The organism is Micromonospora sp. CPCC 206171 (assembly GCF_036906755.1).
GTDB classification, from domain to species: Bacteria; Actinomycetota; Actinomycetes; order Mycobacteriales; family Micromonosporaceae; genus Micromonospora; species Micromonospora purpureochromogenes.
This window is the reverse complement of sequence record NZ_JBAKHT010000003.1, coordinates 264,368-279,392: the sequence shown is the minus strand read 5'-3', so window position 1 is coordinate 279,392 and position 15,025 is coordinate 264,368. Positions and strand designations below refer to the sequence as shown.

Genomic DNA, 15,025 nt, shown 5'->3' with positions numbered 1-15,025 from the left:
GAGGTGAGCGGCGACATGGCCGATCGTGACGAGCCAACCGGAGCGTTGGTCCGTCCATACGCCGTGACCCGTGGTCGTACCCGTCCCCGGCTCGACATCGCCATGGAGGCGCTCGTCGAGACGACGGTGCGCGGTCGCGCCGCTGCCAGTGGCAACGGCGGCCAGGGCCGCGAACACCAGTACATCGCCGCGCTGTGTGACGGACGCGTGCAGTCGTTGGCCGAGATCGCGGCGCGAATGCAGCTTCCGTTGGGTGTGGCCCGGGTGCTCATCGCCGACATGGCGACGGATGGCCTGGTCGCGGTCCACGAGCCGACCATCCTGGACGACTCCGACGACGCGGTGGGCACTGAACTGCTGGAGAGGGTGCTGAGTGGACTTCGCAGGCTCTGACATGTCGCACCGGCCGCCGGCCCCGAGCGGGCGCGTGACGTCGGCGAAGATCGTTATCGCCGGTGGATTCGGCGTCGGCAAGACGACCTTGGTCGGCTCGGTCTCGGAGATCACGCCGCTGACCACCGAGGCCATCATGACCTCCGCGGGCGTGGGCGTCGACGACACCCGGCAGGTGCCGGGCAAGACGACGACCACGGTGGCGATGGACTTCGGCCGGATCTCGATCGACCGGGACCTGATCCTGTACCTGTTCGGTACGCCGGGCCAGACGCGGTTCTGGTTCATGTGGGACGAGCTGGTACGCGGCGCGATCGGCGCCGTCGTCCTGGTCGACACCCGCCGGCTGGCCGACTGCTTCGCGGCGATCGACTTCTTCGAGCACCGGCGGCTGCCGTACCTGGTGGCCATCAACTGCTTCGACGGGATGCAGTACCACGACCCGCAGGATGTCCGGGACGCGCTGGCGATCTCGACGGACGTGCCGGTGGTGGCCTGCGACGCCCGGAACCGGGAGTCGACCAAGCACGTGCTGATCTCGCTGGTCGAGTACGTGCTGACCATGCGCCGCTCGCGCGCGGTCGCCCCGGCCTGACCGGCCTCGACGCGCCCGGTGGCGGCTTCGGCCGACGCCGGGCGCGTCTGCGCGTCCCCGTCCCGGGCGGGGGCTGGACGGGTAGGCCGGCACCGCCTGCTGACCCGGTCCCGGGTGGCGGCACCGACAGCCCGAAGCACCGTAGCCCGCAGGCACCGCGGCCCCGCGCGCCGGCGGTGCCGGTGCCGGGGCTGCGGATGGGAAGAGGGTCGGTAGAGGGCTCGGCCGAGGTCAGGAGACCCGGGCCCAGCTGCCCTGGGTGAGCTGGTAGACGCCCAACGAGTCGCGCTCCATCCCGCCGTGCCGGATCGGCGCGAAGGCGTACCACCCGGCCATGCCCTCGGTCACCTGCGTCTGCAGGTACGCCCGCAGTCGTCCACGGTCGACGCTGCTGGCCAGCCGGGCCGCGTCGGCGATGAGCTGCAGCGCGTCGGAGGCGTACGGGGCGAAGCCGCTGAACCCGCCGTACTCGTGGATGTACCGGAACACGAATTCGCGTCGGGCCAGGGCGGCGGTGCTGGTGCCCATCAGGGTGGAGTCCGTCAGGCAGGTCGGGTGCACCGCGTACGCCCCCTCCACGGCCGCCGCGTTGCTGCCCGCCACGGTCTCCTCGGCGACCGCGGCCGCGTCGAAGAAGAGCGGACCGCGCCAGCGGGCCCGGCGCAGGGCGCGAGCGGCACTGCCGCTGTCCGGAGCCGCCGCCCACACCACCACGCCGTCGGGGTCACCGGCCACCGCCGCGCGGGCGGCGCGGGCGACGTCGGCGGCGTCGCGCGGCAGGCGTACGGTGCGGTCCAGCTCGACCCCGGCGGCCCGGCACGCGGCCGCCACGGCCCGGACGCCGGAGTCGCCGTGCAGGCCGTCAGCGGCCAGCAGAGCGACCCGCTCCAGCCCTCGTGAGCTGATCAGCCGAGCCAGCCGGCGGGCGACGTCCACCGCGTCCGGCGTGAGCTTGTAGATGAACGTCCGCTGCGTCAGCGGCAGGACGATGCCGTCCCCGGGCGCCAGCGAGACGAAGGGAGTCTGCAGCCGCTGGGCCACCCCGGCGACCGCCATGGCCGTCTCGGTCAGCGTGGTGCCGAGCAGGGCGTGCACCCGGTCCTTGCGAATCAGGTCGGTGGCCTGCTGCGCGGCCAGCCGCGGATCGCTGCGGTTGTCCCGCACCAGCACCCGTACGCTCCGGCGCAGGTTGCCCACCTGCACCCGGTCGACGTTCAGGTCCTCCAGCGTGATCCGCAGGGCACGCTCCTGGGGGACGCCGAGGGCGGCGCCCCGGCCGGTGAGTTCCAGGCTGACCCCGATCAGCAGCTCCGGGCCGCCCGGCGAGGGACTGCCGCCCGGCTCCGCCTCGTCCTGCGGCTGCCCCTGCCCGCAGCCGCTCAGCAACAGACTGCTGGTCGTCGCGGTGAGTACTCCCCGTCGGGTGAGCACGGAGGAGCCGATTGCCGGTGTCGCCATTGGAGTCGCCTTCCCACCCCGGCGTCACCTGCCGCCGACGGTTCCGCCGGTATGCTTCCGGCCGCCCCGACCCGCCGTCAAATTATCCGGGTGTGGGCAGGAACATACAGGTGGAAGGCGCTTTTCCCGGGCTCAGGAACGGTAACCGGCCGACCGGAACTCGTACTCGCGGTCGTCGTCGCGCTCGGCCGGGTCGCGGCTGAAGTCCCAGCCGCCGGCCGACTCACGACCCGGTCGCCCGCCGACCGCGAACCCGCCGATCTCCTGCCCGCGACGCCAGCCGCGGAAGTAGCCGGTGGTGTTCTCGGCGAGGCTCGCCGCGTCCCGGACGATCCGCAGCGGACGCTCCTCGCGCAGCGGCGAACCGGGCACCAGGTTGGCCTGCGGGACCCGCTTGGGCAGGCCGGCGGAGGTCTCCGCGCCGACCGCCGGGCGAGCCGCCTGCTCGGCGGCCTGCCAACCGGTGTCGGCCGTGGTCGACCAGTCCAGCTCGGACTCCTCCTCGCTGTGGCCGACGAACCAGGCGGACCTGGCCTGCGCGAAGATCAGCAGGTCGCCGTCGCCCTCGTCGGAGATCGGCGGGGGCCGGTGCTCCATCGGCGCGGGCCGGTGCTCCATCGGCGCGGGGCGGCGCTCCGCCGGCTCGGGCCGGCGCTCCGGGGTCGGCCGGTCCGACCGCGAGGCACGCCCGAAACGGCTCGCCTCCTCGCGGTCGACCAACCGCAGCGGGGGCGTCTCCAGACGCGGGTCGCCGCCCGGGGCGTCGCGCAGGGCCCGGTCCGCCAGCGGCGGCGGCTCGACCAGCCGCAGCATCGGCGGCTCCGGCGGCAGGTCGTCGGCGAGCCACGGCGGGGTGATCCGACGCTCCGAGCCGGGGTCGGTCGGCGCGTCCACCTGCCGGCCCGCGCGCTCGCCGTACGGCGGCACGACCGGGTTGTTGGCGGAGCTGTCGGCCGGGTCCTCCGGGTTGTTGACCAGCGGCCAGTTCGCCCGGGAACCGGGCGGAGCGGACTCCGCGTCGGGGCGCGGGGTCGGCACCGGGATGCTCAGGTCGGTGGCGCTGAAGCCGCCGGTGGGTGCCGACAGCGCGCCGTTGGTCTTCGGGCGGGGCGGGATGACCGTGCGCTGCCGCTCGGCGCGGGCGCTGTTGATCGCCGCCGTGGTCAGGGTCGGTCGGAACGGCTCACCCGCCTCGGCGGGGGGCACGGTCCCGCGCTGCGCCGGGGCGATCGGCGTGATGCCGGGCGGCGGCGGGGGCGGCGCGGAGACCGGACGGTTGGTCGGGGGGTCCCGCCGGACCACCGGCATGGCGGGGTCGGTGCCCCGGCGCACGGCGGGCATGCCCGGGTCGGTGCCCCGGCGCACCAGCGGCATCCCCGGGTCGGTGCTCCGGCGTACCGCGGGCATGCTCGGGTCGGTGCCCCGGCGCACGGCGGGCATGCCCGGGTCGGTGCCCCGGCGTACCAGCGGCATGCCCGGGTCGGTGCTCCGGCGTACCGCGGGCATGCCCGGGTCGGTACGCGACGGCGGCGCCGAGGTCGGGGTGGCCGCGGCGGCGGCGGGGGTGACCGGCGAGGGCGCGACCGGTGGCGGCGTGACCGGGGCCGGTGCGACCGGCGGCGGACCGAGCGGCCGGGGCGTGGACGGCAGTGACCCGCCGGAGACCGGCTCGGGCCGGCTACGCCGGCCGGTGGGGGTGGGACGTTCGGGCTCGGCCGGCCGGACGGGACGCAGCCCCGTCGTGCCGCCGCCGAGGGCGGACAGCTCGCCGACCGGCTCGCCACGTCGGGCGGCGGCCCGCCGGCCGGATGCCGGAACAGGCGTGCTGACCCGGGCGCTGAGCGCGCCCACCAGGGCCTCGCAGCCGGCGTCGCAGGCCCGTACCGAGGCGACCGCCTGACGGACGGTCTCCGCGACGGCGGAGGTGAGCGCCCGGTTGACGGTGGCCCGGCGGGGGGTCTCGGAGATGGCCACCCGCAGGGCGGTGACGGCGGCGTCGATCTCGTCGGCGTCGGCCACGCCGTCGGCGGCCAGGTGCGCGGCCACCGCGTCGGCGGCGACCGAGACGTCGCGGCCGTGGGCGCCGAGCATGCCGGGTTCGGGGAGGGCGTCGAGCACCGCGAGCGACACCGGCTCGGCCGGGTCCGGGTACGCCCGGAGGGCGGCCGGGTAGAGCTCGCGCAGCACCTCGCGCAGCGCCACGGCGGCCGAGTGGCGACCGGTGGACAGGGCGGCGTGCGCCGCCAGGACCTGCTTGAAGCCGGCCAGGTCCCGGGGTGCCGGCAGGGTGACCGCGGAGAGCGCCCCGGCCTGCAGGGCACGGGCCAGGCCCACCGCCCGCCGCTCGGCCGGCGGCGACTGCATCTCCTCCAGCGAGTCGTCGTCGGCGAAACGCTCGGCGAAGTCGTCGACCGAGTCGTCGTCGGCGATCGCGAGTGGACGCCCGGCGGCGCTCAGCAGCGAGGTGACCGTGTGGTCGTCGCTGTCGGCCGCGATCGCCACGCCACTCGGCCCGCCCGACCGCTCCACGAGCAGCGCGACCAGCTGGGCGTAGCCCGTCGGGTCGTCACCGATCTCGCAGACATGCAGCAGCCGGCCTGCGTCGTCGACCACAGCGGACGTCAGCGACGATCCGGCCGATGCCGGTCGGTCGGCCGGATCCGCCGAGGCCAGACCGCAGTACACGCGCACGAGCGCCACGGCGTCGTCCTCCTCCCGGGACACAGGTCTTTTCTCTGCCAGAGACTGATGCTCCCCGCTCGGGGTCAGTCGCGCCAGTCCACGACAGCAGAGATCTTGCCGACAATGGTGCGCCAACCCAAGCTTGCGGTTTGTGCCCCGATTTTCTTGAGCCGCCGCCGGCCGAGGAATCCACCGATTCCGCCGTTGACAGTTGCCCTCAGCGCCTCGTCCAGGTCGTCCAGGCTGGAGCCGGCGGAGAGCATGTCGAGCACCGCCGGTAGCCGCAGCGCGTACGACAGGTCACGGGCCACCTCGCCGGCCTCGATCAGCAGCGTCGGGTCCCACGTGTCGTGCCCGCCGCGCAGGTTCTCCACTACCAGGTCCAGCTCGTACGTGTCCTCGTCGAGTGGCGCGATGTCGGCCGGTTCCACCCGTTCGGACAGTTCATTCCAGCTGTCCAGTTGGGACATGTCGTTGGGCGCGCCGGAACGGATGAAACTGACCAGCGCCTCGGGGGTCTTGAAGAGCAGCAGCCGCCCCTTGTGGGTGAGGAAGACCGGCACCTCCTCGTCGGCCGCCGCGTCCTGCTCGTCCTCCTCCGCCTCGGACTCCTCGTCCTCGGCGTCGGCCTTGCGCTTGCGACCCGCGGGCCGGCCGTCCTCCTCGTCCTCCTCGGCGGAGAGCGCGGCGAACTCCTCGTCGAGGATCACCACCTTCTCCTCCTCGGCGTCCTCGGCCTCCACGACCTGGCGGCGGGCGAGGAACGGGTCGTCCTCGTCGCGCTCGGCGACGTCGGTCGGGGTCAGCTCTCGGGCCGGCCGGTACGCCCGCAGCGTGAAACCGGTGCCGGCGGGGAGAGCGATCTCCACCGGGTCGATCCGCAGCTCGTCCCAGAGGGAACGGTCGGCCGAGCCGCGCTCCACCTCGGGCTCGACCGGCCCGTCGGTGGCGTCGAGCTCGGGCTCGTCGGCGTCGGGCCGTTGGGGCGACTGGCGGGCCACACTGACCTCCGGGTGCGTCGGGTTGCCCACTCGCCGACACTTCCGGTCGGCTAGTGACTCTGGGCACATACCCTAGTGGTCACCTCGCGGGGACCGGACCCCGCACCCCGCTGGCGATCCGCACGGCTGACAAGTAGCGTTACTACGTATGAGGGCTCAGGCGCTGCACGGACACCTCGACGCGCTGCTGCTCGCGGTGCTGGAGCAGGGCGCACTGCACGGCTACGCCATCATCGAGGCGCTGCGGGCCCGCAGCGACGGCAACCTCGATCTGCCCACCGGCACCATCTACCCGGCCCTGCGCCGGCTGGAGCGGGCCGGGCACGTGGCCAGCTCGTGGAGCACCGTCAGCGGTCGGGAGCGGCGCACGTACGAGCTGACCGACTCCGGCCGCCGGGCGCTGGCCGGCGAGCGGGCCGGCTGGCGCGAGTTCAGCGCGACGGTCGGCCGTTTCCTCGGCCCCGACACGCCCCCCAGCGCCCCCGCCTGACCGCACCGCCCCGGCTCGCCGACCCGCCGCACACCCGCAGCCTTCGGCCGTCATGATCGTCTGCACTTCTCCGGCTCGTCACGTCGGCTGGCCCGTCGGAGAACTGCAGACGATCATGGACCGGCTCCCGCCGCGCCGGCCCAGTGCCGTTCCGGAACCAGGCGGCCGCGTCGATTCAGCGTCGCGCCAGGCTGGGCAGGGCGCGCGTCGAGGCGGCGGGTCAGTGGGCGGCGCGCAGCCAGCAGCGGGCGGCCCGGGCCAGGGAGAAGTAGCCGGCGCCGACCAGCACCGCACCGATGATCATCGGGGGCCAGGTCAGGGCGGCGTCCCAGAGCTCCACCGACCAGGCGAACAGGGCGACCCCGACGACTGCGCCGAGCACCAGCGCACCGGTCAGGCCCCACCCCAGCAGCCGCCCGGCCACGGGCACGCCAGCCTTGCCGCGTCGCGCCGCGCGCACGCCGAGTGCCAGCCCGGCCAGGGCGAAGCCGGCCACCGCCAGCCAGATCCAGTTCACCGAGGCGGAGAGGAGCTGGTAGCCGGCGGGCGGTGGCGGGCCGCCGCTCCAGCTGGAACCCCGCCAGGTGAGGTCGCCGGCGACCAGTAGGACCAGGGCCACCGCGAAGGCCCGCATCGACAACCCGCGCAGCGCGGCCGCCGCCAACTCCGCCTGGTAGGCCGGCACGAGCTGCGCCGGCGTGCCGAACTCGGCCACCGCCCGCCGCTCGGCCTCCGCCGCCGACAGCCCACCCTCCCGGTACGCCTCGGCGGCGTCGTCCAGCGCGTCCCGCAGCTCGACCATCAGCTCCGCCTTGAGCCGGGCCGGCCCGCGCAGCCGGTCGTCCAGCTCGCGCAGCCGGTCCGCCACCCGTACGTCTTCGCAGCCCCGCATGGAGCCACCCTGTCACGGGGACGGGGCGGCCGCGTCGGGGAGATTCCCGGAACCGGGCCCGACAGCCGCTCAGGGGGCCAGGGCGAGGTACCCGCGCTCGGCCGCCGCCTGGAGCAGCCACTGGTCGCGGTACCAGCCGGGGGTGGCCATCAGCTCGGCGTGCCGGCCCCGTTGGACCACCCGTCCGGCGTCGAGCACCACGATCTCGTCCAGCCCGTCGAGGCCGCTGAGCCGGTGGCTGATCAGCAGCACCGTGTGCCCGGCCGGGGTGGCGGCCAGCGCGGAGGCGAGCACCGCGTCGGCGGCGGCCGGGTCGAGCCCTTCGGTGGGCTCGTCCAGCACCAGCACGCCCGGGGCGGCGAGCAGCGCCCGGGCCAGGGCGAGCCGCTGCCGCTGGCCGCCGGAGAGCTGGCCGCCCTCCTCGCCGACCACGGTGTCCCAGCCGTCCGGTTGCTCGCGTACCCAGTCGAGCAGGCCGGCGGCCCGGGTGGCGGCGGCCAACTCCTCCTCGCCGGCGGCGGGCCGGCCGAGCAGCAGGTTGTCCCGGACGGAGGCGTGGAAGACGTACGCCTCGGCGAGCAGCCCGCCGATGGCGCGGGGCAGCTCCTCGGCCGGGTACGCCGACAGGTCCACCCCGTCCAGGGTGACCCGGCCGGCGTCGGGGTGCACCGCGCCGGTGAGCACGGCGGCCAGCGTGCTCTTGCCGGCGCCGCTCGGACCGACCACGGCGACCCGGCGACCGGCCGGCAGATCCAGGTCGACGCCGTCCAGGGCCGGGGTGGTGCCCTCCCGGTAGCGCACGGTCACCCCGTCGAACCGCACGTCGTGCCCGGCCCGGGGGGCCACCGTCGCACCGCCGCCGGGAGCGGCCGGGGCCGGCGGGGTGTCGAGCAGCGTGGCGACCCGGTCGAGGCCGGCGCGCAGCTGGGTGCGTTGCCGGGCCGCGCCGACCAGGGCCAGCGCGATCTCCACCGCGGCCAGGGTGCCGACGGCCAGCACGCCGACCAGCACCCCGTCGACCCCGGCGCGCAGCGCGGTGAGTACCACGCCGGCGGCGGTCAGTCCGGCGACCAGCACCCCGACCGCGTCGACGGCGAACCCGGTCCGGGCGAGCCTGCGTTCGAGCCGGGCCAGCCGGTCGGCGCGGTCGGTGGCGGCCCGCAGCGCGTACCCGGTGGCACCGAAGGCGGCCAGGTCGGCGGCGCCGTGGGTGAGGTCGACGGCGTCGGTGGCGAGCGCCCCGCGCAGCGGCGCGACCTCGTCGGCGGCCCGCCGGGTCAGCGCGGTGGCCAGTACGGGCAGCGCGACCCCGGCGACCAGCAGGCCGACCGCGAGCACCCCGGCCGCGGGCAGCGAGATCAGCGCGGCCCCGCTGACGGCCAGCAGGCTCACCAGCGCGGCGGCGGCCCCGGGGACGAGCACCCGCAGCAGCAGGTCCTGGACGGCCTCCACGTCGGAGACGAGCCGGCTCAGCGCGTCCCCGGACCGCTGTCCGGCGGGCCCGCGACGGGCGGCGAGGGTGGCGAAGACCCGGGCCCGCACGTCGGTGATCATGCGCAGCACGGCGTCGTGGCCCGCGAGTCGTTCGGTGTAGCGGAACATGCCCCGGCTGATGGCGAGTGCCCGGACCGCGACGATGGCCACGGTGAGCCGGTCCAGCGGCGGCCGGCCGGCGGCGCTCATCAGCAGCCAGGTGGCGGTGGCCATCAGCGCCAGCCCGGCGAACTCCGTCGCCGCGGCGAGCAGCCCGGCGCCGACCAGCCGGCCCAGGTACGGCCGGGCCAGCCGCAGCACCCGGCGCTCCGCGCCGGCGCGCCCGGTGCCGGCGGGTGCCGGCAGCAGCTCCGCCGGGGTCGGGCCGCCGGTGTCGCGGCCCTCCGGGTGCACTCCTCCGGTGGTCATCTCCTCGCCTCCCCGGCGGGGATCGGGGTCAGCTCGGTGACCCGGCCGTCCTCGATCCGGAGGATCCGGTCGGCGTCCGCCAGCAGCGCGGGCCGGTGCGCGACCAGCAGCGCGGTACGCCCCGCGACCAGTCGCCGGGTGGCGGCCAGCACCACCGCCTCGCTGGCGCTGTCGAGCCGGGCGGTCGGCTCGTCGAGGAGCACCAGCGGGGCGTCCCGGAGGAAGGCCCGGGCCAGCGCGACCCGCTGCCGCTGCCCGCTGGACAGGCCGTGCCCGCGCTCGCCCAGCGTGGTGGCGAGCCCGTCGGGCAGGTCCGCGACCACGTCCTGGAGCGCGGCGTCGGCGACCGCCGTGGCGAGCGCCGCGTCCGGGGTGTCGGGGGCCCCGAGCCGGATGTTGTCGGCGAGCGAGGCGGCGAAGAGGTGCGCCCGCTGCGGCACCCAGGCGACCTGCCGGCGCCAGGCGTCCCGGTCGACCTCGGCCAGGTCGACGCCGTCGACGGTGACCCGGCCCGAGGTGGGGGTGACGAAGCCGAGCAGCAGGCAGAGCAGGGTGCTCTTGCCGGCGCCGCTCGGCCCGATCACCGCGATCCGCTCGCCGGGCCGGATGGTCAGGTTGACCTCGCGCAGCGCGGTGGTCCGCTCGTACGCCACGGTCACGTCGGTGAAGCGGATCTCGCCGTGGCCGTCCGGCGCCGGGGCCGGCTCGCCGGCCGGCGCGGCCTCGGCCGGTGCGGCGGAGACGGTCAGCGCCTCGTCCAGCGCGGTGAGCCCCTCCATGCTGGCGTGGAACTTGCTGCCGGCGGCCCGCAGCGGCAGGTACGCCTCCGGGGTGAGCAGCAGCACCAGCAGCGCGGTGGAGAGGGTGATCCCGCCGCTGAGCAGCCGGATGCCGACCGGCACCGCGACCAGCGCCACCGACAGGGTGGCGACCAGCTCCAGCACCAGCGCGGAGAGGAAGGCGATCCGCAGGGTCTTCATGGTGGCGACCCGGTGCCCGTCGGCCATCCGGCGCACCACGTCGGTCTGGGCCCGGGCCCGGCCGAAGGCGCGCAGCGTGGGGAGCCCGGCGACCATGTCGAGGAAGTGCCCGCCGAGCAGCGACAGCCGTCGCCACTGGCGTTCGGTGGCGGCCTGCGCCTGCCAGCCGAGCAGCGCGCCGAAGACCGGGATCAGCGGGATGGTCAGCGCGATGATCAGCGCCGAGCCCCAGTCGGCCAGGACCAGCCGGGTCAGCACGGCCAGCGGCACGGTCACGCTGAGCACGAGCTGCGGGAGGTAGCCGGTGAAGTAGGCGTCCAGCGCGTCCAGGCCCCGGCCGGTGAGGGTGGCGAGCTGACCGGCGCGCTGCCCGGCGACCCAGCCCGGCCCGTGCCGGCCGACGGCGGCGAGCAGGTCGGCGCGGAGCGTCGCCTTCACGGTGGCCGCCGCCCGCGCGGCGACGGTGCCCTGCGCCCAGGCGACCAGTGCGCGGGCGCCGACGGCGGCGACGAAACCGGCCAGCGCCACCGTGTCGAGCCGGCCGTCGATCGCGGTGGCCAGCAACGCGGCCAGCGCGGTGGCCTGCGCCACGACCAGCAGCGCGGTGAGCCCGCCCAGGACCGCGAGCACGGCGAGGTCGCGCCGGGCCGCGGGGACCCGACGCAGCAGACGCGGGTCGAAGGGACGGCGGTTCACCAGTACACCGGTGCCCTGCCGTCGGTCCGTCCCCGGAAAACCCACCAGCACATCGCCTGAAAGCCTAGTAGGGCCGGCAGGAGCGGCAGCGCCAGCCAGCCGAGCAGCCGCAACGTCGGGCCGCTGGCCGCCGCGTCGACGACGCCGAGCGAGGCGGCCGGGTCGACGGTGGAGACCAGCACCGCGGGCCACAGGGTCGCCCCGACCAGCGCCACCGGCAGCGCCAGCGCCACGCCGGTGGCGGCGAAGGCCACGCCGGGCCGCCCCCGGCGCAGCGCCGCCCGCGCCACCAGCAGCGCCGCGACCAGCGACAACGGCAGGAGTACGGCGAACAGCGGGCGCGCCGCGGCGGCGCGTACCCGGTCGGAGAGCAGGCCCAGGACGGTGGCCGCGGCGAGCGCGGCGAGCGCCACCGGGACCAGCCGGCGGGCCAACCGGCCGACCGCCGCGGCGTCGCCGGCCGGCAGCCGGAGGGTGAGGAACGTCGCACCGTGCACGGCGACCAGGGCGAGCATCGCGAGCGCGGCGGCGGCGGCGAACGGGGTGGCCAGGTGGGTCACCCCGGCGACGTGGCCGCCGGCGTGCCGGGGTACGCCCTGGAGCAGCCCGCCGAGCAGCGCGCCCCAGCCCAGCGCGGCGAGGGCGCTCCCGGCGACCACCACCCGGTCCCAGCGGGCGCGGGTCGCCTCGGCCGTGGGTCGGCTGCGCAACTGCACCCCGGCGGTCACCAGGATCACCCCGACCAGCGCCCCGACCACGGCCGGGTAGAAGCCGGAGAGCAGTTCGCCCTCCAGCGTCGGGAAGGCGCCGAAGAGGATGCCGACGGCGGCGACCAGCCACACCTCGTTGCCGAGGAAGAACGGGCCGAGCGCGGTGAGCGCCGCGCGCCGGCGGGCGGGGTCGGTGCCGCGGGCCAGCAGCAGCCCGACGCCGTAGTCGTAGCCGCCGAGGACCAGGTACGTGGCGAAGAAGAGCCCGAGCAGGGCGTACCAGGCGAGTTCCACGGTCGTCTCCTCAGGCGAAGGCGGGTTCGGGGCGGGCGTCGTCGTCGCGGGCGCCGGGCGGGCGGCCGAGCGCGGGGTCGGCGGCGCCCCGGGCGGCGTGCCGGGCGAGCAGCGTCCAGTTGGTGACGGCGAGGGCGCCGAGCAGCAGGCTGAAGCCGACCAGGGAGGCGAGCATCACCCCGGCGTCCACCCCGGAGACGGCCTGTCCGGTGGGGAGCAGCCCGTACGCCACCCAGGGCTGGCGACCGACCTCGCGGGCGATCCAGCCGAGGATCACCGCGACGAAGGGCAGCGGCAGGGCGAACAGGATCAGCCAGAGCGGGAAGCGCAGCCGGATGACCCAGTCCCGCCAGAGCAGCGGCAGCAGCAGCCAGACGCAGCCGAGCGTGAAGCCGATCAGGATCATGAAGCCGAGGCCCACGTTGGAGAGCACCGGCGGGCTGTAGCCGCCGGGGCCGAACCGGGCGGTCCACTCGGCGATCAGGGCGTCGGCCTCCGGTCCGCCGCCGAACTTGGTGGGCTGTACCTGGCCGACCGGCCCGAACTGGGCGAAACCGAAGCCCTGCACCAGGGTCACCGCGACGGCGGCGGTGACCAGCCCGATCCGCAGCGAGGTGCGGAACAGCGCGAAGTCAGGCGTACGGCGGATCAGGTGCCAGGCGCTGACGGCGGCCATCAGCACCCCGCCGGTGAGCAGCGCGGCGGCGATCACGTGCCCGAACGCCATGCCGAGGGTCGGGTTGGCCAGCAGTGCGGTGAAGTCGGTGAGGTGGGCGACGCCGTCGCGCAGCTCGTAGCCGACCGGGTTCTGCAACCAGGAGTTGGCCACCATGATCCAGAAAGCGGAGGCGTACGCGGTCAGTGCGACGCCCCAGAGCAGCGCGAGGTGCACCCCGCGGCGCAGCCGGTGCCAACCGAAGATCCACATGCCGAGGAACGTGGACTCCAGGAAGAACGCCAGCAGCGTCTCGATCGCCAGCGGCGCCCCGAAGACGTTGCCGACGTACCGCGACAGGCCGCTCCAGTTCAGCCCGAACTGGAACTCCATCACGATGCCGGTGGCGATGCCGAGCACGTAGTTGATCACGTAGAGCTGGCCCCAGAAGCGGGTCAGGCGCTCCCAGGCCGGGTTGCCGGTGAGGAACCAGGCGGTCTGCAGGCCCACCAGCAGGGTGACCAGGCCCAGAGTGACCACCACGAAGAGGAAGTGGATCGAGGTGGTGGTGGCGAACTGCAGGCGCGCGAGGAGCAGGGTGTCCATGACCGCTCTCCAGGGGTTGGCTCGCTTGTCGTAGCAACCCTACACGTAGTTTCCCTACGCATATCTACTACGCGATGTCGTAGGTGATGCTACGACAGTTCGTAGTAGATGGGTGCCGTGCAGGCAGGAGAGGTGGGACAGGGAGCGGTGCAGGGCCCGGGTCAGCTGAGGAAGAGGGAGACCGGCAGCGCGACCAGGGCGGTCGCCACCGCCAGCGCGGCGGCCCCGATCAGGCGGGGCGGGCGGTCGGCCACCATCAGCCGCTGCACCCTGGCGTCCAGGTCGCGGTCGCCCATGCCCAGCGCCCCGGCCGGGGTGATCCGGTCCCCGCAGGCCGCGAAACGGCGCAGCGCGCCCGCCAGCGGCGCCTCGGCGTGCAGCTCGCGGGCCTTGTCGTCGGCCCGCATCTCGACCAGCAGGGCGACCCGCTCGTGCGCGTCGCGTACCCAGCGGAACCAGGGCAGCGCGCGGCAGAGCGCGGTGAACGGCAGCAGCACCAGGTCGTGCCGCTCCTGCGCGTGCGTCCGCTCGTGGGTGAGCACCGCCGCCAGCTCGGCCCGGTCGAGCAGGCTCAGCGTGCCGGCGCTGACCACCACGCGGGGCTTCACCCCGGGCAGGCAGTACGCCGCCGCGCTCGGGTGGTCCAGCACCAGCGCGCCGGGCACGGTGGGGTCCCGGCGGGCGACCAGGGTGAGCAGGTCCCGGTGGCGGCGCTGGGCGCGGACGCTGGCGTGGATGCTGCGGACGGTCGTGGTGAGCAGGACGGCGCCGATGCCGAAGCCGACCCCGACCAGCCCGAGGTGCACGGCTCCCAGCCCGGCCGGGAGCGTGCCGTGGCTCAGGTCGGTGGCCAGGGCGAGCAGGGCGCTGCCGGTCGGCCGGTCGTACGGGGCCAGGCCGAGCGCCATCGGCAGGCCCATCGCGGAGAGGCCGAGCGCCAGCCCGACCGCCTGCCAGCAGACGATCGCGACCCGGGGGGCGCGCCACGTCCAGGTGGACCCGGCGAGGACCTGCGCGGTCAGGTAGCAGGCCAGCATCGACACGGCGAAGTGCACGGCGAAGGCCACGGCTGTCGCCCTACCTGTCCGTGGCCTCGTCGGCCAGCCTGGCCCGGCCGGCCCGCGGGTCCTCGACCCGGTCGGCCAGCCCGGCCTCGGCGCCCAGCGCCGCGCGGAGCACGTCCGCCTCCGTACCGGTGACCGAGCGCGCGAAGCGGACCAGCGCCGCGTCCCGGCTGCCGCCGAGGTCCAGCGCGTCGAGCATGAGCTGTGCGATGTGCGCCTCGCGGCTGGCCGCGGCCCGGTACCGCCAGGCCCGCCCCTCCCGCTCGCGCTGCACCATGCCCTTGCCGGCGAGCCGGTCCAGCACGGTCATCACCGTGGTGTACGCCAGCTCACGGCCGTCGAGAGCGTCGGCGACCTCGCGCACGGTCACTCCGTCCGACGCGGCGGGGACCGAGTCCCACAGCACGTCCATCACCGCACGTTCGAGATCACCAAGCCGAGTCACCCCGCAATCCTACCCCCCGTAGTAGACCCCTCCCAGGGCAGGAGTCGCGAGCTGACCATTCCCGCGGGCCCGGCAGGCCGAGGTGTTCGGGGGAGCCCCACCCGCGCAGGGATCAAGCCTGACCGCCCGGAGCGGGTGGGGCTCCCCCGAACACCCCACCCG

Annotated in this window: 13 protein-coding genes; 3 read left to right on the top strand and 10 right to left on the bottom strand. The window is 75.5% G+C overall.

Annotated features, from left to right (window positions below; genetic code table 11):
- Positions 1-15: 15 nt before the first annotated feature.
- Both V6U89_RS06325 and V6U89_RS06320 read left to right on the top strand, forming a co-directional pair.
- Positions 16-393 carry a DUF742 domain-containing protein gene (locus V6U89_RS06325; RefSeq protein ID WP_088964879.1) on the top strand — a complete coding sequence of 126 codons (378 nt, stop codon included), beginning with the start codon at positions 16-18 and terminating at the stop codon, positions 391-393.
- A 1-nt stretch (position 394) separates the two neighbouring features.
- Positions 395-988, top strand: coding sequence for a GTP-binding protein (locus V6U89_RS06320; protein ID WP_088964027.1), 594 nt, complete (start codon positions 395-397; stop codon positions 986-988).
- A gap of 231 nt (positions 989-1,219) precedes the next feature.
- Here the strand turns inward: V6U89_RS06320 and V6U89_RS06315 are convergent, their stop codons facing one another.
- The 3 genes from V6U89_RS06315 to V6U89_RS06305 form a co-directional block, all read right to left on the bottom strand.
- On the bottom strand, positions 1,220-2,446 hold the full coding sequence (locus V6U89_RS06315) for an ABC transporter substrate-binding protein (protein WP_334569693.1): 1,227 nt from the start codon (positions 2,444-2,446) through the stop codon (positions 1,220-1,222).
- Positions 2,447-2,578: 132 nt separating this feature from the next.
- Positions 2,579-5,170, bottom strand: coding sequence for a transposase (locus V6U89_RS06310; RefSeq protein WP_334569692.1), 2,592 nt, complete (start codon positions 5,168-5,170; stop codon positions 2,579-2,581).
- A gap of 41 nt (positions 5,171-5,211) precedes the next feature.
- Entirely contained in the window at positions 5,212-6,159 is a 948-nt protein-coding gene (locus V6U89_RS06305) for a DNA primase (protein WP_334569690.1), read from the bottom strand.
- Positions 6,160-6,277: 118 nt separating this feature from the next.
- On the opposite strand from V6U89_RS06305, the gene V6U89_RS06300 reads away from it, so the two are divergent.
- Positions 6,278-6,619, top strand: a complete 342-nt coding sequence (locus V6U89_RS06300; protein ID WP_334569689.1) for a PadR family transcriptional regulator — start codon at positions 6,278-6,280, stop codon at positions 6,617-6,619.
- Between the two features lie 220 nt (positions 6,620-6,839).
- Here V6U89_RS06300 and V6U89_RS06295 read toward each other — a convergent pair whose 3' ends face one another.
- From V6U89_RS06295 to V6U89_RS06265, 7 genes are all read right to left on the bottom strand, one after another.
- Positions 6,840-7,511, bottom strand: coding sequence for a permease prefix domain 1-containing protein (locus tag V6U89_RS06295; protein WP_334569688.1), 672 nt, complete (start codon positions 7,509-7,511; stop codon positions 6,840-6,842).
- Between the two features lie 69 nt (positions 7,512-7,580).
- Positions 7,581-9,413: a thiol reductant ABC exporter subunit CydC gene (gene cydC / locus V6U89_RS06290; RefSeq protein WP_334569687.1), complete on the bottom strand. Its 1,833-nt coding sequence runs from the start codon at positions 9,411-9,413 to the stop codon at positions 7,581-7,583.
- Positions 9,410-11,089, bottom strand: coding sequence for a thiol reductant ABC exporter subunit CydD (gene cydD / locus V6U89_RS06285; protein WP_334569685.1), 1,680 nt, complete (start codon positions 11,087-11,089; stop codon positions 9,410-9,412). The genes cydC and cydD overlap by 4 nt, the downstream gene beginning before the upstream one ends.
- On the bottom strand, positions 11,086-12,093 hold the full coding sequence (locus V6U89_RS06280; RefSeq protein ID WP_334569684.1) for a cytochrome d ubiquinol oxidase subunit II: 1,008 nt from the start codon (positions 12,091-12,093) through the stop codon (positions 11,086-11,088). Before V6U89_RS06280 ends, cydD begins: the two co-directional genes overlap by 4 nt.
- A gap of 10 nt (positions 12,094-12,103) precedes the next feature.
- Complete coding sequence (locus V6U89_RS06275; protein WP_334569683.1) at positions 12,104-13,354, bottom strand: cytochrome ubiquinol oxidase subunit I; 1,251 nt, start codon at positions 13,352-13,354, stop codon at positions 12,104-12,106.
- A 161-nt stretch (positions 13,355-13,515) separates the two neighbouring features.
- Positions 13,516-14,421, bottom strand: coding sequence for a M56 family metallopeptidase (locus V6U89_RS06270; RefSeq protein WP_334569682.1), 906 nt, complete (start codon positions 14,419-14,421; stop codon positions 13,516-13,518).
- Positions 14,422-14,431: 10 nt separating this feature from the next.
- On the bottom strand, positions 14,432-14,863 hold the full coding sequence (locus V6U89_RS06265) for a BlaI/MecI/CopY family transcriptional regulator (protein WP_334569681.1): 432 nt from the start codon (positions 14,861-14,863) through the stop codon (positions 14,432-14,434).
- Between the last annotated feature and the right edge of the window lie 162 nt (positions 14,864-15,025).

What these genes read in the sequence shown, in the direction of transcription:
- V6U89_RS06325 (WP_088964879.1), top strand. Translation starts at nt 16, where the DNA reads ATGGCCGATCGTGACGAGCCAACCGGAGCGTTGGTCCGTCCATACGCC.
- V6U89_RS06320 (WP_088964027.1), top strand. Translation starts at nt 395, where the DNA reads ATGTCGCACCGGCCGCCGGCCCCGAGCGGGCGCGTGACGTCGGCGAAG.
- V6U89_RS06315 (WP_334569693.1), bottom strand. Translation starts at nt 2,446, where the DNA reads ATGGCGACACCGGCAATCGGCTCCTCCGTGCTCACCCGACGGGGAGTA.
- V6U89_RS06300 (WP_334569689.1), top strand. Translation starts at nt 6,278, where the DNA reads ATGAGGGCTCAGGCGCTGCACGGACACCTCGACGCGCTGCTGCTCGCG.
- V6U89_RS06295 (WP_334569688.1), bottom strand. Translation starts at nt 7,511, where the DNA reads ATGCGGGGCTGCGAAGACGTACGGGTGGCGGACCGGCTGCGCGAGCTG.
- cydC (WP_334569687.1), bottom strand. Translation starts at nt 9,413, where the DNA reads ATGACCACCGGAGGAGTGCACCCGGAGGGCCGCGACACCGGCGGCCCG.
- V6U89_RS06275 (WP_334569683.1), bottom strand. Translation starts at nt 13,354, where the DNA reads ATGGACACCCTGCTCCTCGCGCGCCTGCAGTTCGCCACCACCACCTCG.